A 15,064-nucleotide genomic window follows, 5' to 3' on the forward strand; every position below is an offset into this window, starting at 1 on the left:
CTCGCCGAGGGGCACTTCCCCGTGTTGGCTCGGGCCTGACCGACGCTCAGCGCGTCCCGGGGTGTGACCTGCGGCGGCGCAGGGCGAACACCGTGCTCGCGCCGACCGCGGTGGCGAGGCCCGCGGCGAGGGTGGCAGGCAGGGCCGGTGAGGTGCTGCCGGTGTCGGCGGCTTCCTGCGCCTTGAGGTCCGCGACATAGGGCGCGTACGGGACCTCGGCCGATGCAGCCGACGCGGCCGAGGCGGTCTGCGGCCGGTGCGGGATCCTCCCGACCGACTTCACCGAGCCGTCGGCGTTGAGCAGGACCTGCTTGTCGTGGGGGTGCCGGAAGTCGAACATGCCGGTGAGGCTGCCCGCCCGCTGGTCGAAGGAGACGTCTCCGATGCGGCCGGTGTGCCAGTTGTTCTCGATGAACTTGGTGATCGACGTCTGCTCGGTGGCGGTGTGGTCGATCGTGTTGACCTTGCTGTAGGGGGACACGACCAGCAGCGGCTGCCGGGTACCGGGGCCGCAGCGGTCCGCGTAGCCGCCCGCCGCGCCGGGACCGGACTGGCAGGCGGGGCTGTCGAGAGCCTTGCCGTTGGAACCTGCGGTCGTGTCCTTGGACCCGTTGAGCACCGTGGACGTGACGTGGTCGTACCAGCCGTCGGAGTCGTCGTAGGCGATCACGACCGCCGTGGACCTCCACTCCGGGGACTGCTGGAGGGCGTTGATCTCCTTGACGAGGAAGTGCTGCTCGTCGAGCGGGTCGGAGTAGCCGGCGTGGCCGTCCTGGTACTCGCCCGCCTTCAGAAAGCTGACCGCGGGCAGGTTTCCTGCCTTGAGCGCGGCGTCGAAGTCGCTCAGGTCGTAGTTGTGGTTGGCGCGCCCGTCGTGGCCGATCTCGGCGACGCTCCTGGGGGCGAGGTGGTGCGGGTTCGCCGTCGACCTGTAGTAGGCGAACGGGTTGTGGTGCGGGCTGTAGTCGACGGCCGCCGCGCCGCCCACGTTGGTGTGGGTGGTGTCGCACCTGGCGTAGTCGCTCGGCTTGCCGTCCCACGCGGTGCTGGGCCGGAAGCCGCCCTGGAACCAACCCCAGCTGACACCCTTCGCGTTGAGCAGGTCGCCGATGTTCCTGCCCTGCAGGGCGGCGAGGGCGCTGGTGCTGGTGTGGTCCTTGTCCGCGCAGTCGTCGTAGGCCGGGTCGGGGTCGTTGACGACCGTGCCGACGCCCTCGGCGTCCGGGGAGACCACCGCGTACGGGTCGGGCGTCTTCGTCCGCCGCGGGTTCTCGGTGCCGGTGGCCGGGTCCATGGAGACGACACCGTGCGTCTGACCGGAGACCAGATTCAGCGCGCCGGGCGTGGAGGGGCCGTAGACCGAGCTGAAGGAGCGGTCGTTGAGGGAGTAGTGCTGGGCGTAGTTCCACAGTGCGGTGACGGTGTTGCCGTCGTAGTAGTCCATCACCAGGCCGGGCTCGCCGAACAGCCCGGAGCACTTGTCGACCTCGGTGTTCTCGACGTACTGGTCGGCCTTGCCGCCGTCGGCCGCGTACTGCTCGGGGCCGTAGGAGTGGTTCTGGTCGCAGGTCATGGCCTGCGCGGCGGACAGCCGCCTGGGGGTGTACAGGTTCGGGTTCTTCTTCAGCAGCCCGGCGTTGAGGAGGTTGTCGGCCGTCGGGGTGTGCTCGGCCGCGGTGAACCTGGTGCCGTCGGTGCCCGCCGCCTGGGGATAGGTGGCGAAGTAGTGGTCGAAGGAGATGTTCTCGTCGTAGATCACCACCATGTGCTTGATCGGCGTCGCGGTCCGCGGGGCGGGGTGGCCGTGGGGTGCGCCGGCCGCCGTGGCGGGCACGGCACCGGCCGCCGCGAGGGCGGCCGCGCCGAGCAGGGCGCCCACGGTTCTTGCTGTGGTCGAGCCGATCATGCTGTCTCGCCTTTCCAGGGAGCACGGGGGAGGGGGAGTACGGGAACCCTCGGCCATGGTGACGGCGGATCAGGGGAGCGGCGATGACGCGCGAGCGAAGGTTCGGTCAGGAAAACCTCATGGGATTTTGGGCCGTTCTTGACCGGTATCGCCGGGGTGTCGTCAGGTCATGAGGGTGCGTCCCAGCCAGTCGGACGAGTTTCGTGGTCCGGGCAGGGCGAAGAAGTAGCCACCGCCGAACGGGGTGATGTAGTCCGCCAGTGGCTCGCCGGCCAGCCGTTTCTGCACGGTCTCGAACTGCCGTGCCAGGTCCTGCTGGTAGCAGCAGAAGAGCAGGCCCACGTCGAGGTTGCCGTTGCTGTCCGTACCCCGGTCGTAGTTGTAGCCGCGGCGCAGGATGCGCTGGTCGGCGGTGGCGCCGGTGCGCGGGTTGGCGAGCCGGATGTGGCTGTCCAGCGGGATCACGTCGCCCTGCGGGTCCTGTGCGTACCGCGGTGTGTCCGTCTCGTGCCGGCCGTCCAGCGGGGCGCCGGTGTCCCGGGCGCGGCCGAACATCCGTTCCTGCTCGGTGAGGGAGACCCGGTCCCAGAACTCCACCAGCGTCCGGATCAGCCGGACGACCTGGTAGCTGCCGCCTGTCGCCCAGTCCGGCTCGCCGCTGTCCGCGCCCACCCACACCAGGCGGTCCATCGCCCGGTCGTCGGTCACGTCGGGGTTGGCGATGCCGTCCTTGAACCCCAGGTGGTTGCGCGGTGCCCCGGAGGGCCGGGAGGGGCTGATGAAGCCGTCCGAGCGCCAGCGCACCTGCATCCCGCCGCGGGTGTGCCGGGTGAGGTCGCGCAGGGCGTGCAGCACGGTGTCGGTGTGGTCGGCGCACAGCTGCACGCTGAGATCGCCGTGGCACCAGACGGGGTCGAGGTCGTCGTCGGGGAAGGCCGGCATGGTGGTGAGCCGGTGCGGTCTGCGGGCGGCGAGGCCGTAGCGGTCGTCGAAGAGGGAGGCGCCGACGCCGACGGTGACGGTGAGCCGGTCGGCGGGGACCTGCGGCCCGAGGGTGCCGGAGTCGGCGGGCGGGGCGGTGATGCCGGGGGAGTCGGGGGTCCCGCCGGCGGTCAGGAAGCGGGCCCGGCCGGTGAGGGTGCGCAGCAGGTCGGTGAGTTCGGCGCGGCCGTCGGCCGTCGTGTCGAAGGACACGAACGCCGTGGCGCGCTGGGCCGGGGTGAGGATGCCGGCCTGGTGGCGGCCGTGGAACGGTACGCGTCCGTCGTCGGCAGGGGCAGCCCGGTGGGCGGAGGCCGCGGTGCCCTGGTCGGCGGCGGCGATTCCGCCCCCGGCCACCACCGCCGCCCCGGCCAGGAACCCTCGACGGGCCACCCGGTCCCCGCCGTTCACGCGGTCCTCCGTACGTCGGTCAGGGCGGCGACATCGGCCAGCCGCTCCACGAGTTCGCCGAGATCGGCGTTCACCTTCTCCCGCTGGGCGCGCGTCAGTTGGGCGAGCGGGGTCCAGCGGCCGTCGTGGTCGAAGGCGTCGAGGGTGTGCTGGGCACGGTTCATCCACGTGTAGATTCCGGCCGGCCCGGCGGTACGGGTCCTCAGAAGCGGGCGCAGGCGGCCGAGCAGCGCCCGGGTGCCGTCGAGGTTGGCCCGGGCGGTGGCGAGATCGGTGCCACTGCCGTAGTCGGTGCGGCCGGTCAGTGCGAACTGCACGGTGTTCTCCAGGATCTCGTGGGCCCGCAGACCGATGTCGGCCGGATCCATCCGCTGGTCGGGCCAACTCCTCCGCAACGCGTGCACGGCTTCGGCGAGCCGGTCGGCCGGTGCGCGCAGGCTGCTCGCGGACTCGCCGTGCCACAACCCGTACTCGACCCGGTGGAAGCCGGTGAAGTCCCGGTCGCGCACCCCGTCGGCCAACCCGGCCGTGGTCCCGTTGATCTCCGCGTCGGCGTCGCCGAAGGTGCCGTAGGCGGCGCCCATCCGCTCGTACACCAGGTGCGCGGGCAGCCAGGCGGCGCGTGCGGCGGCCAGGTCACCGCGGTCGACGGCGGCACGCAGCACGTCGGTCCTGCGGGCCAGCTCGACCGTGCGGGTCTGGATCCACTGCTGGTAGGCGAGGGTGGGCGGGATGAGCTCCTGCTGGGTGACCGGAACCGCGGCCGGACCGCTCCTGACGCTGTTGTCGCCGCTGATCCGCACGGTGGGCCCGGTGACGGCGTCGGCGTCGGCGGGCAGACAGGTGAAGGCGTACGTGCCGTTGCCGAGGGTCGCCTGGAGCGGGCGGGTCGTGCCGGGGCCGAGGCCCTCGACCTCGCCGTAGACCGCGCCGGTTCGGGCGTCGGTGAGACGGACCTCGGCCGGGGTGCCGGAGGTGTTGTGCAGGTCGAACACCTGGCGTCCCGCCACGGGGTGGGTCCAGCCGTGTCCGCAGCCGCCGGCGGCGACCTGGACGGTCGTGTGCCGCAGACCGTCGGGGGCCACGGCGTGCGCGCCCCTGCCCGCACCGGCGTCCGCGCTGGTCAGTACGCCCGCGGCGACCACCGCCGAGACCAGGAGGACACCGGCCGCGAGGAGTGCGCGAGGCCGCCGGAGGAGCGGGACGGGCGGAACGGTCCTGGCTCCGGGCTCGGGTGGGGGCACGCCGGGGCTCCAGTGGGTCGTACGGGATTCTTCGGGAGGCGGGGACGATCGTATGCAGGTCCGCGGTCGTGCAGCGCGTTCCTGACCAGCTCCTGACCGGAGGAAAAGCGAGAGTTCGTCGGCAGTTCATCCATGCCGCGCGGTGGCGGTGCCGTGTCTGTCGCCGTGTCACGACGGCGGTACGACGGCCCGCGTTCGTCCCGCCTGCGGCCGCCTCGCTTGCTCCTCCGGCCGTGGGACGGGGGAGGGGGCACCGTCGGTGCGGGCCTCCAGCGCGTGCAGGACGGCCACCATGTCCTCGGCGCCGTGACCCTGCTCGACGGCCTCGCCGTACAGGGCATGGCAGACATCGAGGAGCGGGGAGGTCAGGCCCGCCTTGCGGGCGGCCTCGGCGATCAGACGGTTGTTCTCCAGGACGTTGGTGGCGGCGGCCTGCACGGTGAAGTCGCGGGCCAGCAGCTTGGCCCCCTTCACCCGCGACACCGCACTGGCCATCGGGCCCGCGTCCAGGACGTCCCGCAGCAGGCGCCGGTCGAGTCCGTACCGGTCGGCGAAGTGGAACGCTTCGGCCAGCCCGGTGACGAGAGTGATCAGGAACAGGTTCACCGAGAACTTCATCAGCAGCGCGCCAGGGACCGGACCACAGTCGAACGTCTGCCGGCACATGCCGGCCAGCAGGGGGCGTACGGCGGCGACGGCGTCGGCGTCACCCGCCGTCATTCCCACCAGTTCGGCCCGCTCGGCGGGGATGCGGGAGCCGGACACGGGAGCCTCGATGTACCGTCCGCCCGCCGCCCGGACGGCATCCTGCAGACCGGCCGAGTACTCGGCCGAGGTCGTGCCCATGTGCACGACGGTCCGTCCGGCCACGCGAGCGGTGAAGTCCGGGGTGCCGCGCCCCAGTACGGCGTCCACGGCAGCCTCGTCGGCCAGCATGAGGAACACGGTCCCGGCCCGGGCGAAGACCCCGGCGGGGCTCGCGGCGACCTCGGCTCCCGCGGCGCGGAGGGCCTCGACGCGGCCGGGGGTGCGGTTCCACACGACGAGAGCGGTCCCGGCCCGGGCGAGGTTGAGGGCCATGGGCTGTCCCATGGTTCCGAGGCCGATGAATCCCACGGACACGAGGCACCGCCTTTTCCGGCTCACGATGACGCTGTGGGCGCACTATGACAGCGGTCATAGTACGCGCTTCTATGACGGCGGTCATAGAGTGGAGCCCGTACGTACCGGAGGTGGAGGTCGGAGATGACGGTGTCCGAGAGGGGAGCTCGGGAGCGGATGGTCTTCAGCGCGGCCCAGCTCATCCGGCGCGAGGGGGTCGCGGCCACCGGCATGCGCGAGGTCGCCGCCCATGCCGGCGCGCCGCGCGGTTCGCTCCAGCACTACTTCCCCGGCGGCAAGGAGCAACTGGTCAACGAGGCGGTGGAGTGGGCGGGCCGCTACGCGGGCGGGCGCGTGGCCCGTTTCCTCGCCGCCCTGCCCGAGCCGACACCGAGCGGGCTGTTCGCCGCGATGGTGCGCCAGTGGACCGACGAGTACGCGAGCGCCGGCTTCGCCGGTGGCTGCCCGGTCGCCGCCGCCACCGTGGACTGGGCGGAGTCGACCGTGTCCACGCGGGCGGCTGCCGCGCAGGCGTTCGCGACCTGGACCGGTCCGGTGGCCCGGGCGCTGACCGACATGGGCGTGCCCGAGGAACGGGCAGGCGCGCTGGCCACCCTCATGGTGAGCGCCCTGGAAGGGGCGATTCTCCTGGCCAGGGCGGAGCAGGACGTACGTCCGCTGGCGACCGTGGCCACTGAACTGGGCCCCCTCCTCGACGCGGCGGTGCGCCGGGAGGGCTGATCGGCTGGTGCCCTCCTCGGCCTGTCCGTCCTCAAGTGGGCGCAGCGGCCGGCTCCCACACGCCCATCCACTGTTCGGCGTCCCACTGCTCGAAGCGCCGCACCTCGGTGAAGCCCAGCTTTGCGGCCAGCCGCATCGAGCGGGTGTTGGCGGTCTGGGTGTACAGCACGACGGGCACCCCGGGCACGGCGTCGGCGAACCAGTCCAGTGCCGCGGCACACGCCTCGGCGGCATACCCGCGGCCCCACGTCTTCGGCAGGAGGAGGTAGCTGAGTTCGGCCTCCCGGGCATCCGGCTGGACCTGACTGGTGTCCGGCACGACCCGACCGTGGCGCTCCGCCTCGCGCCGACCGACCTTCACAGTGCCGATCATCGCTCCGTCCAGCTCGATCACGAAGTTGCCGGGGCGTCGCCCCGGTGTCTCGGGCACCGAGCGGTCCAGCTCGTCACGCGGTCGCGGGCCGCCGAGGTAGGTGTGCACCTCCGGTGAGGAGTACAGCTCGATGAATGCCCCGCGGTCCCTGGCCTCGGACGCGCGCAGCACGAGCCGCTCGGTTCTGATCGGGTCAAGTGGCCAGGCCGGGGCGTCGAGTTCCGTCATGGCGGGCACCGTATCGCCCGGTGTGGAAGGCCTCGATCTCGGTCGGGGCCGGAGGCGGTGTCGACCTGTCGCCGTTACGTGCCGGGTCTCAGGATGGCGCTCACGACCACATCGAAGAGGTGGTCGGTGCGGGCGGCGAACGAGGGCTGATCGCTGAGCCATGCCAGCGAACCGGCCAGCGCGAACAGGTCGGTGCCGTCGATGTCGCTTCGTGCCAGCCCCTGCGCCTGGGCGCGGGTGAGGAGTCGGGTGCCGGCGGCGCGCATCGCGACGCACGAGGCGTGCAACGCGGACTGCGGGTCCTCGATGGCCGTCACCATCAGCTCGATGACCCCGCGGTAGTTGTGCGCGCAGGCGACGAAGTCGCGCAGCCACGAGGCCAGTGCCTCGTCGGGCTCTCCCGATGTCTCAAGGTCGGTCGCCCTCACCGCCAGTTCGTCGAAGTTCGTGCGGAGCAGGGCTTCGAGCAGCGCCTCACGGGTGGGGAAATGGCGGATCAGCGTGGCGAGCCCCACGTCGGCCCTGCGCGCGATGTCGCGCAGCGAGGCGTCGACGCCCTGCTCGGTGATGGCGGCACCCGCAACGGAGAGGAGGTGGTCGCGGTTCTTCCTGGCGTCGGCTCGCATCTGGCCCTCTTGACTATCCGGATCAGTGATCCATATATTCGGATCAGTGGTCCGGATACCCGGATCGCTGATCCGGATAAGCGTATCCCGTCACGAGGGCAGGAGAAAATGATGTCGACCCACACGATGAAGGCCGTCCGGCTGCATGAGTTCGGCGGCCCCGAGGTGCTGCGTTACGAGGAGGTGCCGGTTCCCGTACCCGGTCCCGGTGAGGTGCTCGTGCGCGTGCACGCGGTCGGTGTCAACCCGCCTGACTGGTACGCCCGCGAGGGAATGCCCGACGTACCTCCCGAGCTCAAGCCCCCGTTCCACCTTCCCCTGGTTCCGGGTACCGACGTCTCGGGCGTCGTGGAAGCCGTCGCCGCCGACGTCGACGGCTTCACCGTGGGAGAGGAGGTGGTCGGTCTGGTGGCCTTCCCCACCGCTCTCCAGAGCGGCGCGTACGCCGAGTACGTCACCGCGCCCGCCGCCGACCTCGCGCGCAAGCCGGCTTCCGTCGACCACGTGCAGGCCGCCGGGCTGCCCATGTCGGGGTTGACGGCATGGCAGTTCCTGATCGAACTCGGGCACGACCACCCCTCGCCGTTCCAGGCGGCCCAGCACAGCCCCATGCCGCTCGGGGCCGGGACCACGGTGCTCGTCAACGGCGCCGCCGGTGGCGTGGGGCATCTCGCTCTCCAGCTGGCCAAGTGGAAGGGGGCCCGCGTCATCGCCGTGGCCTCGGGCGCCCACGAGGCGTTCCTGCGCGAACTCGGCGCCGACGAGTTCATCGACTACACCAAGGACCGCCCGGAAGAGGTCGCCCGTGACGTCGATCTCGTCCTGGACTCCGTCGGGGGGCCTGGCAGCAGGCGCTTCCTGCAGACACTCAAGCGCGGCGGGGCCCTCTACCCGGTGTACTTCGGAGAGTTCGACGACGAGGAGAACGAGAAGCTGGGTGTCACCGTCACGTCCACCCAGGTCCGCTCGAACGGCGCGCAGCTCGCCGGACTGGGACACCTGATCGAGGCGGGCACAGTCCGCGTCGCGATCGACAGCACCTTTCCGCTCGCGGACGCCCGGGCGGCGCACGAGCGGGCCGCGCAGGGACACATCCGGGGCAAGATCGTGCTCACGGTCGCGGGGGACTCCTGAGGAGCGGGCGCGTATGAGGCACGCGCCGCCCCCGACGCGGCGGTGAGGCGGCCCGAGCGGTGAAGGTGCTCGCCCGAGCAGTGAAGGTGCGCGTCGCGCGGCCGGCGGGTGGGTGCCGAGCCGCCCGAGAGGAATACCGGCGCCCGTAGGTCGTCCGGCATGACAAGCTGTGCTTCCCACTGCCCGAACCCAGGAGGTCACGATGACCGCAGAAGCTGCATCCCCAGAAGGTTCGGAGCCGGCTGAGCCCGAGACGTCAGCGCTCGCGCCCGACAGCGACGGCAACTACGACCTCAAGCGAAAGTTCCGGGAGGCCCTGGCGCGCAAGCGCGGCGCGGAGGCGGACGCCGCCGACCTCGCTTCCAACCCCCAGGCGTCGAAGATCCGCGGGGCGCACGGCCCCGCTTCGAGTCAGCGGTCGTTCCGGCGCAAGAGCGGGGGCTGAGCCGGAGCGGTCCCGGACCGCGACCGTCCTGACCCCACCCCGGAACCTCTGGCCCATCAGGACCGGGCCCGGGGCAGTGGTGCAGCCCCCACGGATTTCCGGGCGCCGGGGCGCTCGGCCTCTCCGTGACCGCTTCCGGGCACCTCACGCGCCGCTTCCGGCCGAGGTGCCCGGAGCTCGCTTGTGCGGTCCGGCCAGGTGACCCCTCCGGCTCCGGGCGGTCGTCGAGCCGGTCGGGGTCGTCGACCAGGTGACCGACGGGACGTCGCTCCAGACGTGCCCAGGTGGCCAGCCGGATGAGGTCGGGGCGCCGGAGGTACTTCCCGCCTGCGGCTCAGGCGTTGGCGGGACCGTAGTGCAGGGTGTCACCCTGCGGAAGCAGGTATCCGATGCTCCGCGTCTGCGGCAGATTTCCCCCCAGCGCCGACGCGTCGGTGCAGCCGGAGACATCGAAACCGACAACGCCCAGGCTGAAGGAGGCGGTCTTGAAGGTTTCGGTCCCGATGGCAGCCAGCCAGTCGTCCATCACGGCGGACCTGAAGAACGGCCGTCCGTCCCAGTAGGCCAGGCCGGCGTTGTCCAGCGCACCGAGAGGGACGTAGAAGTCCAGCCAGTCGCTGCTTTCGTCGTCGCCCCGGATCGCCACACAACCGCAGGTGACCAGTCGGCCCGTCGGCAGGCGGACCTGACCGTGGAGATGCCCGAACTCGGTCAGCGATCCGACTGTGCACGGCACGGGATCCTGTTCGTCAGGTTCACGGTCTCTGTGCCCGAAGCACCCTTGTACGTCCGCGGCGGACCACAGAGCGCTCAGCACGGCTTGAATTCGGGCGTCGTCACTCGCACCTACTTCTATGGCCAGCTCGTAGTAGCCGCCGGACCAGTTGGTGTGGTCCCGGAAGGAAGCAGGACTCGTCATGGTGTGATCATGTGGCAAAGCCGTTCCGCAACGCCACCCGTGCCGTTGAACGATCGGTCACCGCCGCATAGGTTCCGGCGTATGACGAACGTACGGATCGGTGTGATGTACGACCGCGACTGGGCCCCGGAAGGGCTGCCCGAGTTCGCGCGGCAGGCCGAGGCGCTCGGTCTGGACGACCTGTGGGTGGTCGAGGACCTCGGGTGGAACGGCGGGGTGTCGGCGGCGGCCGTGGCACTGGGAGCCACGGAACGCATCAGGGTCGGCATCGGCATCGCACCCGCTCCGCTGCGCAGCCCCGCGCTCCTGGCGATGGAACTGGCCACACTGGCACGGGTGTTCCCCGGGCGGCTGGTGGCCGGGATCGGGCACGGGGTGCAGGAGTGGATGGCTCAGGTGGGCGCCGCGGCCCGCTCCCCGCTGGCCCTGCTGGAGGAGACGATCACCTCGGTGCGCACGCTGCTGCGCGGAGAGCGGGTGGAGTTGGCGGGCCGCGAAGTCCGCCTGGACGGCGTCCGGTTGACGCATCCGCCGGCAGAGGTTCCGCCGGTGGTCGCGGGCGTGGTGCGCCCGCGCTCCCTGGAGCTGTCCGGACGGGTCGCCGACGGCACGGTGATCACGGAGGGGCACGGACCGCACGACCTGGAGAACGCCCGCGCACTCATCGCCAAGGGCGGCGCCACGTCCGACCACACCCTCACGGTCTTCGCCTTCGCCTGTGTCGGTGACGACGCCGCCGAGGTGGCCCGCACCCTGCACCCCCACGTCGAGGGCCACGCCGCCTGGCTCGGCCGTCCGCCGCACGAGGTGTTCACCGTCTCCGGGGCCGCCGCACAAGCCGCCGGGCACATCCACGAGCTGGCGACGGCCGGCGCCGGCACGGTCGTCCTGCGCATCGCGGGCCCGGATCCGCTGGGGCAGCTGAAGGCCGTAGTTGAGGCGGTCGGGAAGTAGAACTGAAGTGCCGGGACGGCCGTGACCGTTACTTGGGCGGCAGGCTCGCCGCGAACGCGCGCCCCTCGTCGATCCACGCTCCGAGGGCCTCGTCCTCGGTCACGGCGGTCCCGGCGACCAGGATCCAGCCGCGCATAGGGCGGCCGGTCATGTCGGCGGGCCGCGTGCCGGGGCGGGCGAGGGCCGCGTGAGCTGCGTCCGGTCCGACCCGGACCATGAGGTCGTCGCCGGTCACACCGACGGCCATGTTGCCCTGGTACATGAAGGTGATCGCGCCGAACATGCGCTGCTCGGTGACGCCGGGATCCTCGTCGAGGTACCGGCGGATGCGCTCGGCGAGCCCTTCGTCGTACGCCATCGGCTGTCTCCTTGCCGTTCGGAGAGTCTGCGCTCAAGGCAGCCTCGGAGATTCACACGCGGCCACCCGCGGGACGTGGCCGATGCGTCGATGGTCACCCTGTCACCGCCTCGCACCCCTGCTCCGGCCCGAGCCGGCACTCCATCGTCTCCAGCATGGCCGCGATCGGTGGCGCATGCCCGTCGCGCGCGCAGACGTCACCGTTCTGTGTTCGGCTCGCGGTGCCCATGTCGCCTCCGGCCCCGGAGCCGCGGTGGGGCATGCTGGTAGGCATGGATGCCGGGCCGGGAGGTGCACGGATGCGAGGGTGGGCCGGGGCGTGGGTGATCGCCGGGGTTGTCGTCCTGGTGGCGTGCGGCGGCTCGTCGGGAGGAGCGTCCGGGGGCGGCTCCGCGAAGCCGTCGACCGGAGCGTCGAGGTCCGCGTCCGGCGCGCCCTCCGCGCGTTCGTCCACGGCGCCGACCGAGAGCCCGACCGGACCAAGCCCGTCCGCTTCGGCCTCGGTGACCTCCTCGCCGAAGAGCTGTGCCGGCGGGCATGTGGAGGTCACCGTGGCCCCCGGTGATCCGGTCCGGCAGCAGGTGTGTGTGCGGCCCGGGACGGTGGTGTCGCTGGTCCTGAGCCCTCGCACGGACGGCAAGCGCTGGACCGCCCTGCGCAGCTCCGCGCCGGCCCTCGTCCAGCCGTCCGCCTGGCAGTTGGGAGCGGACGGCACCGCGAGGGCCTCTCTGCGGTGCGCGGGGACGCGGGGCGGTGCCGCGGGCATCACCGTCCTGGCGAAGGAACCGGACCTGGCGGGCACGGGCGGAGTGGCCTTCACGCTGCAGGTGAATGTGGTGCCGCACACGACGGCGGGGTGACCCCGGAGACCGGGACCGCCCCGCCGTCCTGTGCGGCGCGATGCCGAGGGCGGCTCAGTCGCGGTCGCTCACCTTGATGGTGTAGATGCCGCGGCCGTGGGTGGCCGCGTACAGGGTGCGTCCGTCGGGGCTCAGCTTCACCTGGAGCACGGCGACGGCCGGCAGCGAGCCGACGCGCTGCCAACTCGTACGGCCGGGCGCGCGATAGAGGACGCCGAGGTCGGTGCCGACGACGAGGCCGCCGTCCGGTGTGACGACCGCGGAGTCAGCCGGCACGTCGGGGAAGTGCTTCGAGATGTCCTTCCAGGTCGTGCCGCCGTCCTTGGACTCGAAGACGTGGCCGACGCCGGCACCCGGACCCTCGGTCCACTGCCGGGAGAACCCGTTGACCGTGAGGTAGACGTGGTCGGCGTTCTTCGGGTCGATGGCGAAGCCGCTGAGGTAGCGGTTGGGTACGGTGCCGTCCGCGCCGGTGGCCGGCAGGGTGATGTCGTGCCAGCCGGTGCCGTCGGCGTTCCCGACGGAGATGCCGCGGGCGAAGCCCTGGTTGTTGCAGGGGCCGCACCAGGCCGCGTAGACCTTGCCGCCCGAGGCGGCGACGGCGGTGGCGGTGTGGCCCTCACCGAGGTCGTACACGCTCTTCCACTCGGCACCGCTGCGGATGGCGTAGCCGTGGGTCTGCACCCAGATGTGGCGGCCGCCGGCGACCCAGGTCGAGCTGTTCTTCGCGTCGGCCGCGAGCGGGGCGATGAAGCGTGCCTCACTGGTGGCGTTGTCGGCCGGGGCGACGTTGTACGACGTGGCCTTGCTCGGGTCGGTGACCCAACTGCCGTCGTTGACGGCGCAGTTCTGGGTGACCTGAACGGAGAGGTAGACGTACTCCTCCGCGATGTCGCAGCCGTTGGCGGGGTCGGTGAGGGTGTCGCCGCCGTCGCCGCCGAAGTTGGAGCCCATCACCTTGTCGTTGCCGCGCAGGACCGACTGGCCGTTGTCCTGGAGTCCGCCGGTGACGGAGACGCCGCCGTGGTCCAGGTCCCTGCCGACACCGACCGAGTAGTACTGGAGGGTGTCGATGGTGCCGTCGTTGAGCGAGGTCCAGTCGGTGGCGTGCCCGGAGGAGTCCTGGGAGCCGTCGACGGGCCGCTTGTAGACGCCGCCGTCGTTGCCCGCGTAGACGAAACTCTTGCCGTGGTAGCGGCCGATCGCGACGCCGTGCTGGTCGGAGTGGGTGGTCGGGTTGCAGTCACCGGTCTGCTTGGCCGGGTCGATGCTCCAGCAGGGGAAACCGAAGTTCCAGTACGGGCCGACGGTCGACCAGCTGGACCCGCCGTTCTTGGTCTCGTAGACCTCCTCCAGACCCGCGTACACGTGCTCGGGGTCGGCCGGGTCGACGGTGAGGAACTGGTTGTACCAGGCCTGCACGCCGGGCATGTACCCCGGGTCGGTGAGCGCCGAGCCGGAGGCGGCCAGGCCCTGGTAGTCGGCGATCTTCGTCCAGGGGCCGCCGGGAGAGCCGGACCGGGAGACGTAGATGCCCTCAAGACCGCTGTCCGGGTTGGTGTTCAGCTGCTCCGGCGACTGGTCGATGGCGTAGTACCGCGAGCCGTCGGCGGAGCGGGCGAAGGTGACGCTGCCGACGTTGTCCGCGTCGGTCGGCAGGTCACCGAAGCCGCTGGTGATCCTGGTCCAGGTGCCGTTCACCCTGGTGTAGAAGCCGTTGTAGTCGTCACCGCTGCGCCAGCCGACCGCGAGCACCACCTTGGCGGGGTTCTTCGGGTCGATCGCGATGTCGTTGGTGATGTTCTTGTACGCCGCGTCCGGGTCGTCGGCCTTCGAACCGCCGGGCAGATAGTCGGGGTTGGGCGCGTACTCCAGCTTCCAGGCGCCGCCGAGCTTCTTGGCGGAGTGGCTCCACACGCCCTCGCTGGTGGCCGCCCACACCTTGCCGCCGCCGAAGCGCAGCTCGTGGATGGTCGTGGACTCCAGTTCGTGTCCGCCGACCCGGCTGCGTGTGGAGAACGAGCCGTGATGCGGGTCGGACAGGACGTAGACGCCGCTGCCGAGGTAGGCGTCCGCGTTGGTGGTCGCCTCACCGGTGCCCAGCCACAGCCGGCCGCCGCCGTCGAGCGTGAGCGCGCCGGTCGACTGGGAGGGGAGCCGGTCGCTGATGGGCTGCCAGTGGCCGCCGCCGCTGCGGGACCGCCACACCCCGCCGCCCGCGCTGCCCGCGTACACGTACCCGTCGTCATCGGCGGCCATCGCGGCCATCCGGCCGGTGACATTGCCCGAGCCACCGCTGGAGTTGGAGTCGATGTCGCGGTAGCGCGGGTCGTCGGAGTCGTACGGCAGGTCGGTGACATTGCGCCAACTGCCGCCGGTCCTGGGCAGTTTGGTGAGGCTGGTCCATGCGGCCCCGTACGCGCCCGGGGCGACGATGCCGGGCGAGGTGCGGGCCTCGGCGTACTGGTCCGCACCCTCGGCTATCTCGTCGGCCTCATTGCCGTCGTCGCCGTCGTCCTCCTTCGCCTTGGGGCTCATGGCGCCCACCGACTGCTGCCGCTCAGCGGCGAGTCGGGCGAGTGCGCGGGCCCCGAAGGGGCTGCTGTCGTGTCGGCCGGGCGCGGCGCTCGCGGGTATCGCGACGAGTCCGGCGGTTGCGGTGATGGCGCAGGTCGTGAGCCATCGTCTTCTACGAGTTGGTGCTGACACCAGGTCCTCCCGAACGGGCGGTGATACAGCCGTCGCTGGAGACCCGACCACGAGCGGGACGGAGCCTCCGGAGG

General features: G+C 71.5%; 15 protein-coding genes and 1 pseudogene. 5 read left to right on the top strand and 11 right to left on the bottom strand.

All coding sequences use genetic code 11. The annotated features are described in order from the left end of the window. Positions 1-46 precede the first annotated feature (46 nt). The 4 genes from AQI94_RS29015 to AQI94_RS29030 form a co-directional block, all read right to left on the bottom strand. Entirely contained in the window at positions 47-1,906 is a 1,860-nt protein-coding gene (locus AQI94_RS29015) for a phospholipase C (protein WP_031058332.1), read from the bottom strand. 162 nt (positions 1,907-2,068) lie between these two features. Next, complete coding sequence (gene efeB / locus AQI94_RS29020; protein WP_031058335.1) at positions 2,069-3,298, bottom strand: iron uptake transporter deferrochelatase/peroxidase subunit; 1,230 nt, start codon at positions 3,296-3,298, stop codon at positions 2,069-2,071. Then, positions 3,295-4,542, bottom strand: a complete 1,248-nt coding sequence (locus AQI94_RS29025) for an EfeM/EfeO family lipoprotein (protein ID WP_031058338.1) — start codon at positions 4,540-4,542, stop codon at positions 3,295-3,297. Before AQI94_RS29025 ends, efeB begins: the two co-directional genes overlap by 4 nt. Positions 4,543-4,710: 168 nt before the next feature. Next, complete coding sequence (locus AQI94_RS29030) at positions 4,711-5,664, bottom strand: NAD(P)-dependent oxidoreductase (RefSeq protein ID WP_051832884.1); 954 nt, start codon at positions 5,662-5,664, stop codon at positions 4,711-4,713. 123 nt (positions 5,665-5,787) lie between these two features. Between AQI94_RS29030 and AQI94_RS29035 the strand changes: the two genes are divergently transcribed. Further along, positions 5,788-6,384: a TetR/AcrR family transcriptional regulator gene (locus AQI94_RS29035; protein WP_031058344.1), complete on the top strand. Its 597-nt coding sequence runs from the start codon at positions 5,788-5,790 to the stop codon at positions 6,382-6,384. 31 nt (positions 6,385-6,415) lie between these two features. On the opposite strand, the gene AQI94_RS29040 is transcribed toward AQI94_RS29035, so the two are convergent. Continuing rightward, a complete protein-coding gene (locus AQI94_RS29040) occupies positions 6,416-6,985 on the bottom strand; it encodes a GNAT family N-acetyltransferase (protein ID WP_031058348.1) in 570 nt (189 codons plus the stop codon). Positions 6,986-7,059: 74 nt separating this feature from the next. Then, positions 7,060-7,611, bottom strand: a complete 552-nt coding sequence (locus tag AQI94_RS29045; protein ID WP_031058351.1) for a TetR/AcrR family transcriptional regulator — start codon at positions 7,609-7,611, stop codon at positions 7,060-7,062. Between the two features lie 111 nt (positions 7,612-7,722). On the opposite strand from AQI94_RS29045, the gene AQI94_RS29050 reads away from it, so the two are divergent. Both AQI94_RS29050 and AQI94_RS29055 read left to right on the top strand, forming a co-directional pair. Then, positions 7,723-8,745 carry an NADP-dependent oxidoreductase gene (locus AQI94_RS29050; RefSeq protein WP_031058354.1) on the top strand — a complete coding sequence of 341 codons (1,023 nt, stop codon included), beginning with the start codon at positions 7,723-7,725 and terminating at the stop codon, positions 8,743-8,745. 202 nt (positions 8,746-8,947) lie between these two features. Beyond that, complete coding sequence (locus AQI94_RS29055) at positions 8,948-9,190, top strand: DUF5302 domain-containing protein (RefSeq protein ID WP_031058357.1); 243 nt, start codon at positions 8,948-8,950, stop codon at positions 9,188-9,190. Between the two features lie 220 nt (positions 9,191-9,410). Here AQI94_RS29055 and AQI94_RS45795 read toward each other — a convergent pair. After that, positions 9,411-9,512, bottom strand: a pseudogene (locus tag AQI94_RS45795) (TetR/AcrR family transcriptional regulator); the annotation flags it as partial. Between the two features lie 12 nt (positions 9,513-9,524). Then, entirely contained in the window at positions 9,525-10,109 is a 585-nt protein-coding gene (locus AQI94_RS29060; protein ID WP_225890282.1) for a hypothetical protein, read from the bottom strand. Between the two features lie 81 nt (positions 10,110-10,190). Between AQI94_RS29060 and AQI94_RS29065 the strand changes: the two genes are divergently transcribed. After that, the gene (locus tag AQI94_RS29065; RefSeq protein WP_031058361.1) at positions 10,191-11,063 is read left to right on the top strand and encodes an LLM class flavin-dependent oxidoreductase; all 873 of its coding nucleotides are present in this window, start codon (positions 10,191-10,193) and stop codon (positions 11,061-11,063) included. A gap of 28 nt (positions 11,064-11,091) precedes the next feature. Here AQI94_RS29065 and AQI94_RS29070 read toward each other — a convergent pair whose 3' ends face one another. Both AQI94_RS29070 and AQI94_RS44695 read right to left on the bottom strand, forming a co-directional pair. After that, positions 11,092-11,421 (bottom strand): TfoX/Sxy family protein, encoded by a 330-nt coding sequence (locus AQI94_RS29070; protein ID WP_031058363.1) that lies wholly within the window; start codon positions 11,419-11,421, stop codon positions 11,092-11,094. A gap of 94 nt (positions 11,422-11,515) precedes the next feature. Then, a complete protein-coding gene (locus tag AQI94_RS44695) occupies positions 11,516-11,971 on the bottom strand; it encodes a hypothetical protein (RefSeq protein ID WP_158806445.1) in 456 nt (151 codons plus the stop codon). Between the two features lies 1 nt (position 11,972). On the opposite strand from AQI94_RS44695, the gene AQI94_RS29080 reads away from it, so the two are divergent. After that, entirely contained in the window at positions 11,973-12,281 is a 309-nt protein-coding gene (locus AQI94_RS29080; RefSeq protein WP_225890283.1) for an acetyl-CoA synthetase, read from the top strand. A 54-nt stretch (positions 12,282-12,335) separates the two neighbouring features. On the opposite strand, the gene AQI94_RS29085 is transcribed toward AQI94_RS29080, so the two are convergent. Then, on the bottom strand, positions 12,336-14,990 hold the full coding sequence (locus tag AQI94_RS29085; protein WP_031058371.1) for a beta propeller repeat protein: 2,655 nt from the start codon (positions 14,988-14,990) through the stop codon (positions 12,336-12,338). Positions 14,991-15,064 lie beyond the last annotated feature (74 nt).

Origin of the sequence: Streptomyces pseudovenezuelae (assembly GCF_001513955.1) — a bacterium.
Taxonomy (GTDB): Bacteria; Actinomycetota; Actinomycetes; order Streptomycetales; family Streptomycetaceae; genus Streptomyces; species Streptomyces pseudovenezuelae.

Bases quoted from the DNA above. Each gene is read 5' to 3' on its own strand.
- AQI94_RS29050 (WP_031058354.1), top strand. From the start codon at position 7,723: ATGTCGACCCACACGATGAAGGCCGTCCGGCTGCATGAGTTCGGCGGC.
- AQI94_RS29065 (WP_031058361.1), top strand. From the start codon at position 10,191: ATGACGAACGTACGGATCGGTGTGATGTACGACCGCGACTGGGCCCCG.
- AQI94_RS29055 (WP_031058357.1), top strand. From the start codon at position 8,948: ATGACCGCAGAAGCTGCATCCCCAGAAGGTTCGGAGCCGGCTGAGCCC.
- AQI94_RS29015 (WP_031058332.1), bottom strand. From the start codon at position 1,906: ATGATCGGCTCGACCACAGCAAGAACCGTGGGCGCCCTGCTCGGCGCG.
- AQI94_RS29045 (WP_031058351.1), bottom strand. From the start codon at position 7,611: ATGCGAGCCGACGCCAGGAAGAACCGCGACCACCTCCTCTCCGTTGCG.
- AQI94_RS29040 (WP_031058348.1), bottom strand. From the start codon at position 6,985: ATGACGGAACTCGACGCCCCGGCCTGGCCACTTGACCCGATCAGAACC.
- AQI94_RS29070 (WP_031058363.1), bottom strand. From the start codon at position 11,421: ATGGCGTACGACGAAGGGCTCGCCGAGCGCATCCGCCGGTACCTCGAC.
- AQI94_RS29060 (WP_225890282.1), bottom strand. From the start codon at position 10,109: ATGACGAGTCCTGCTTCCTTCCGGGACCACACCAACTGGTCCGGCGGC.
- AQI94_RS29035 (WP_031058344.1), top strand. From the start codon at position 5,788: ATGACGGTGTCCGAGAGGGGAGCTCGGGAGCGGATGGTCTTCAGCGCG.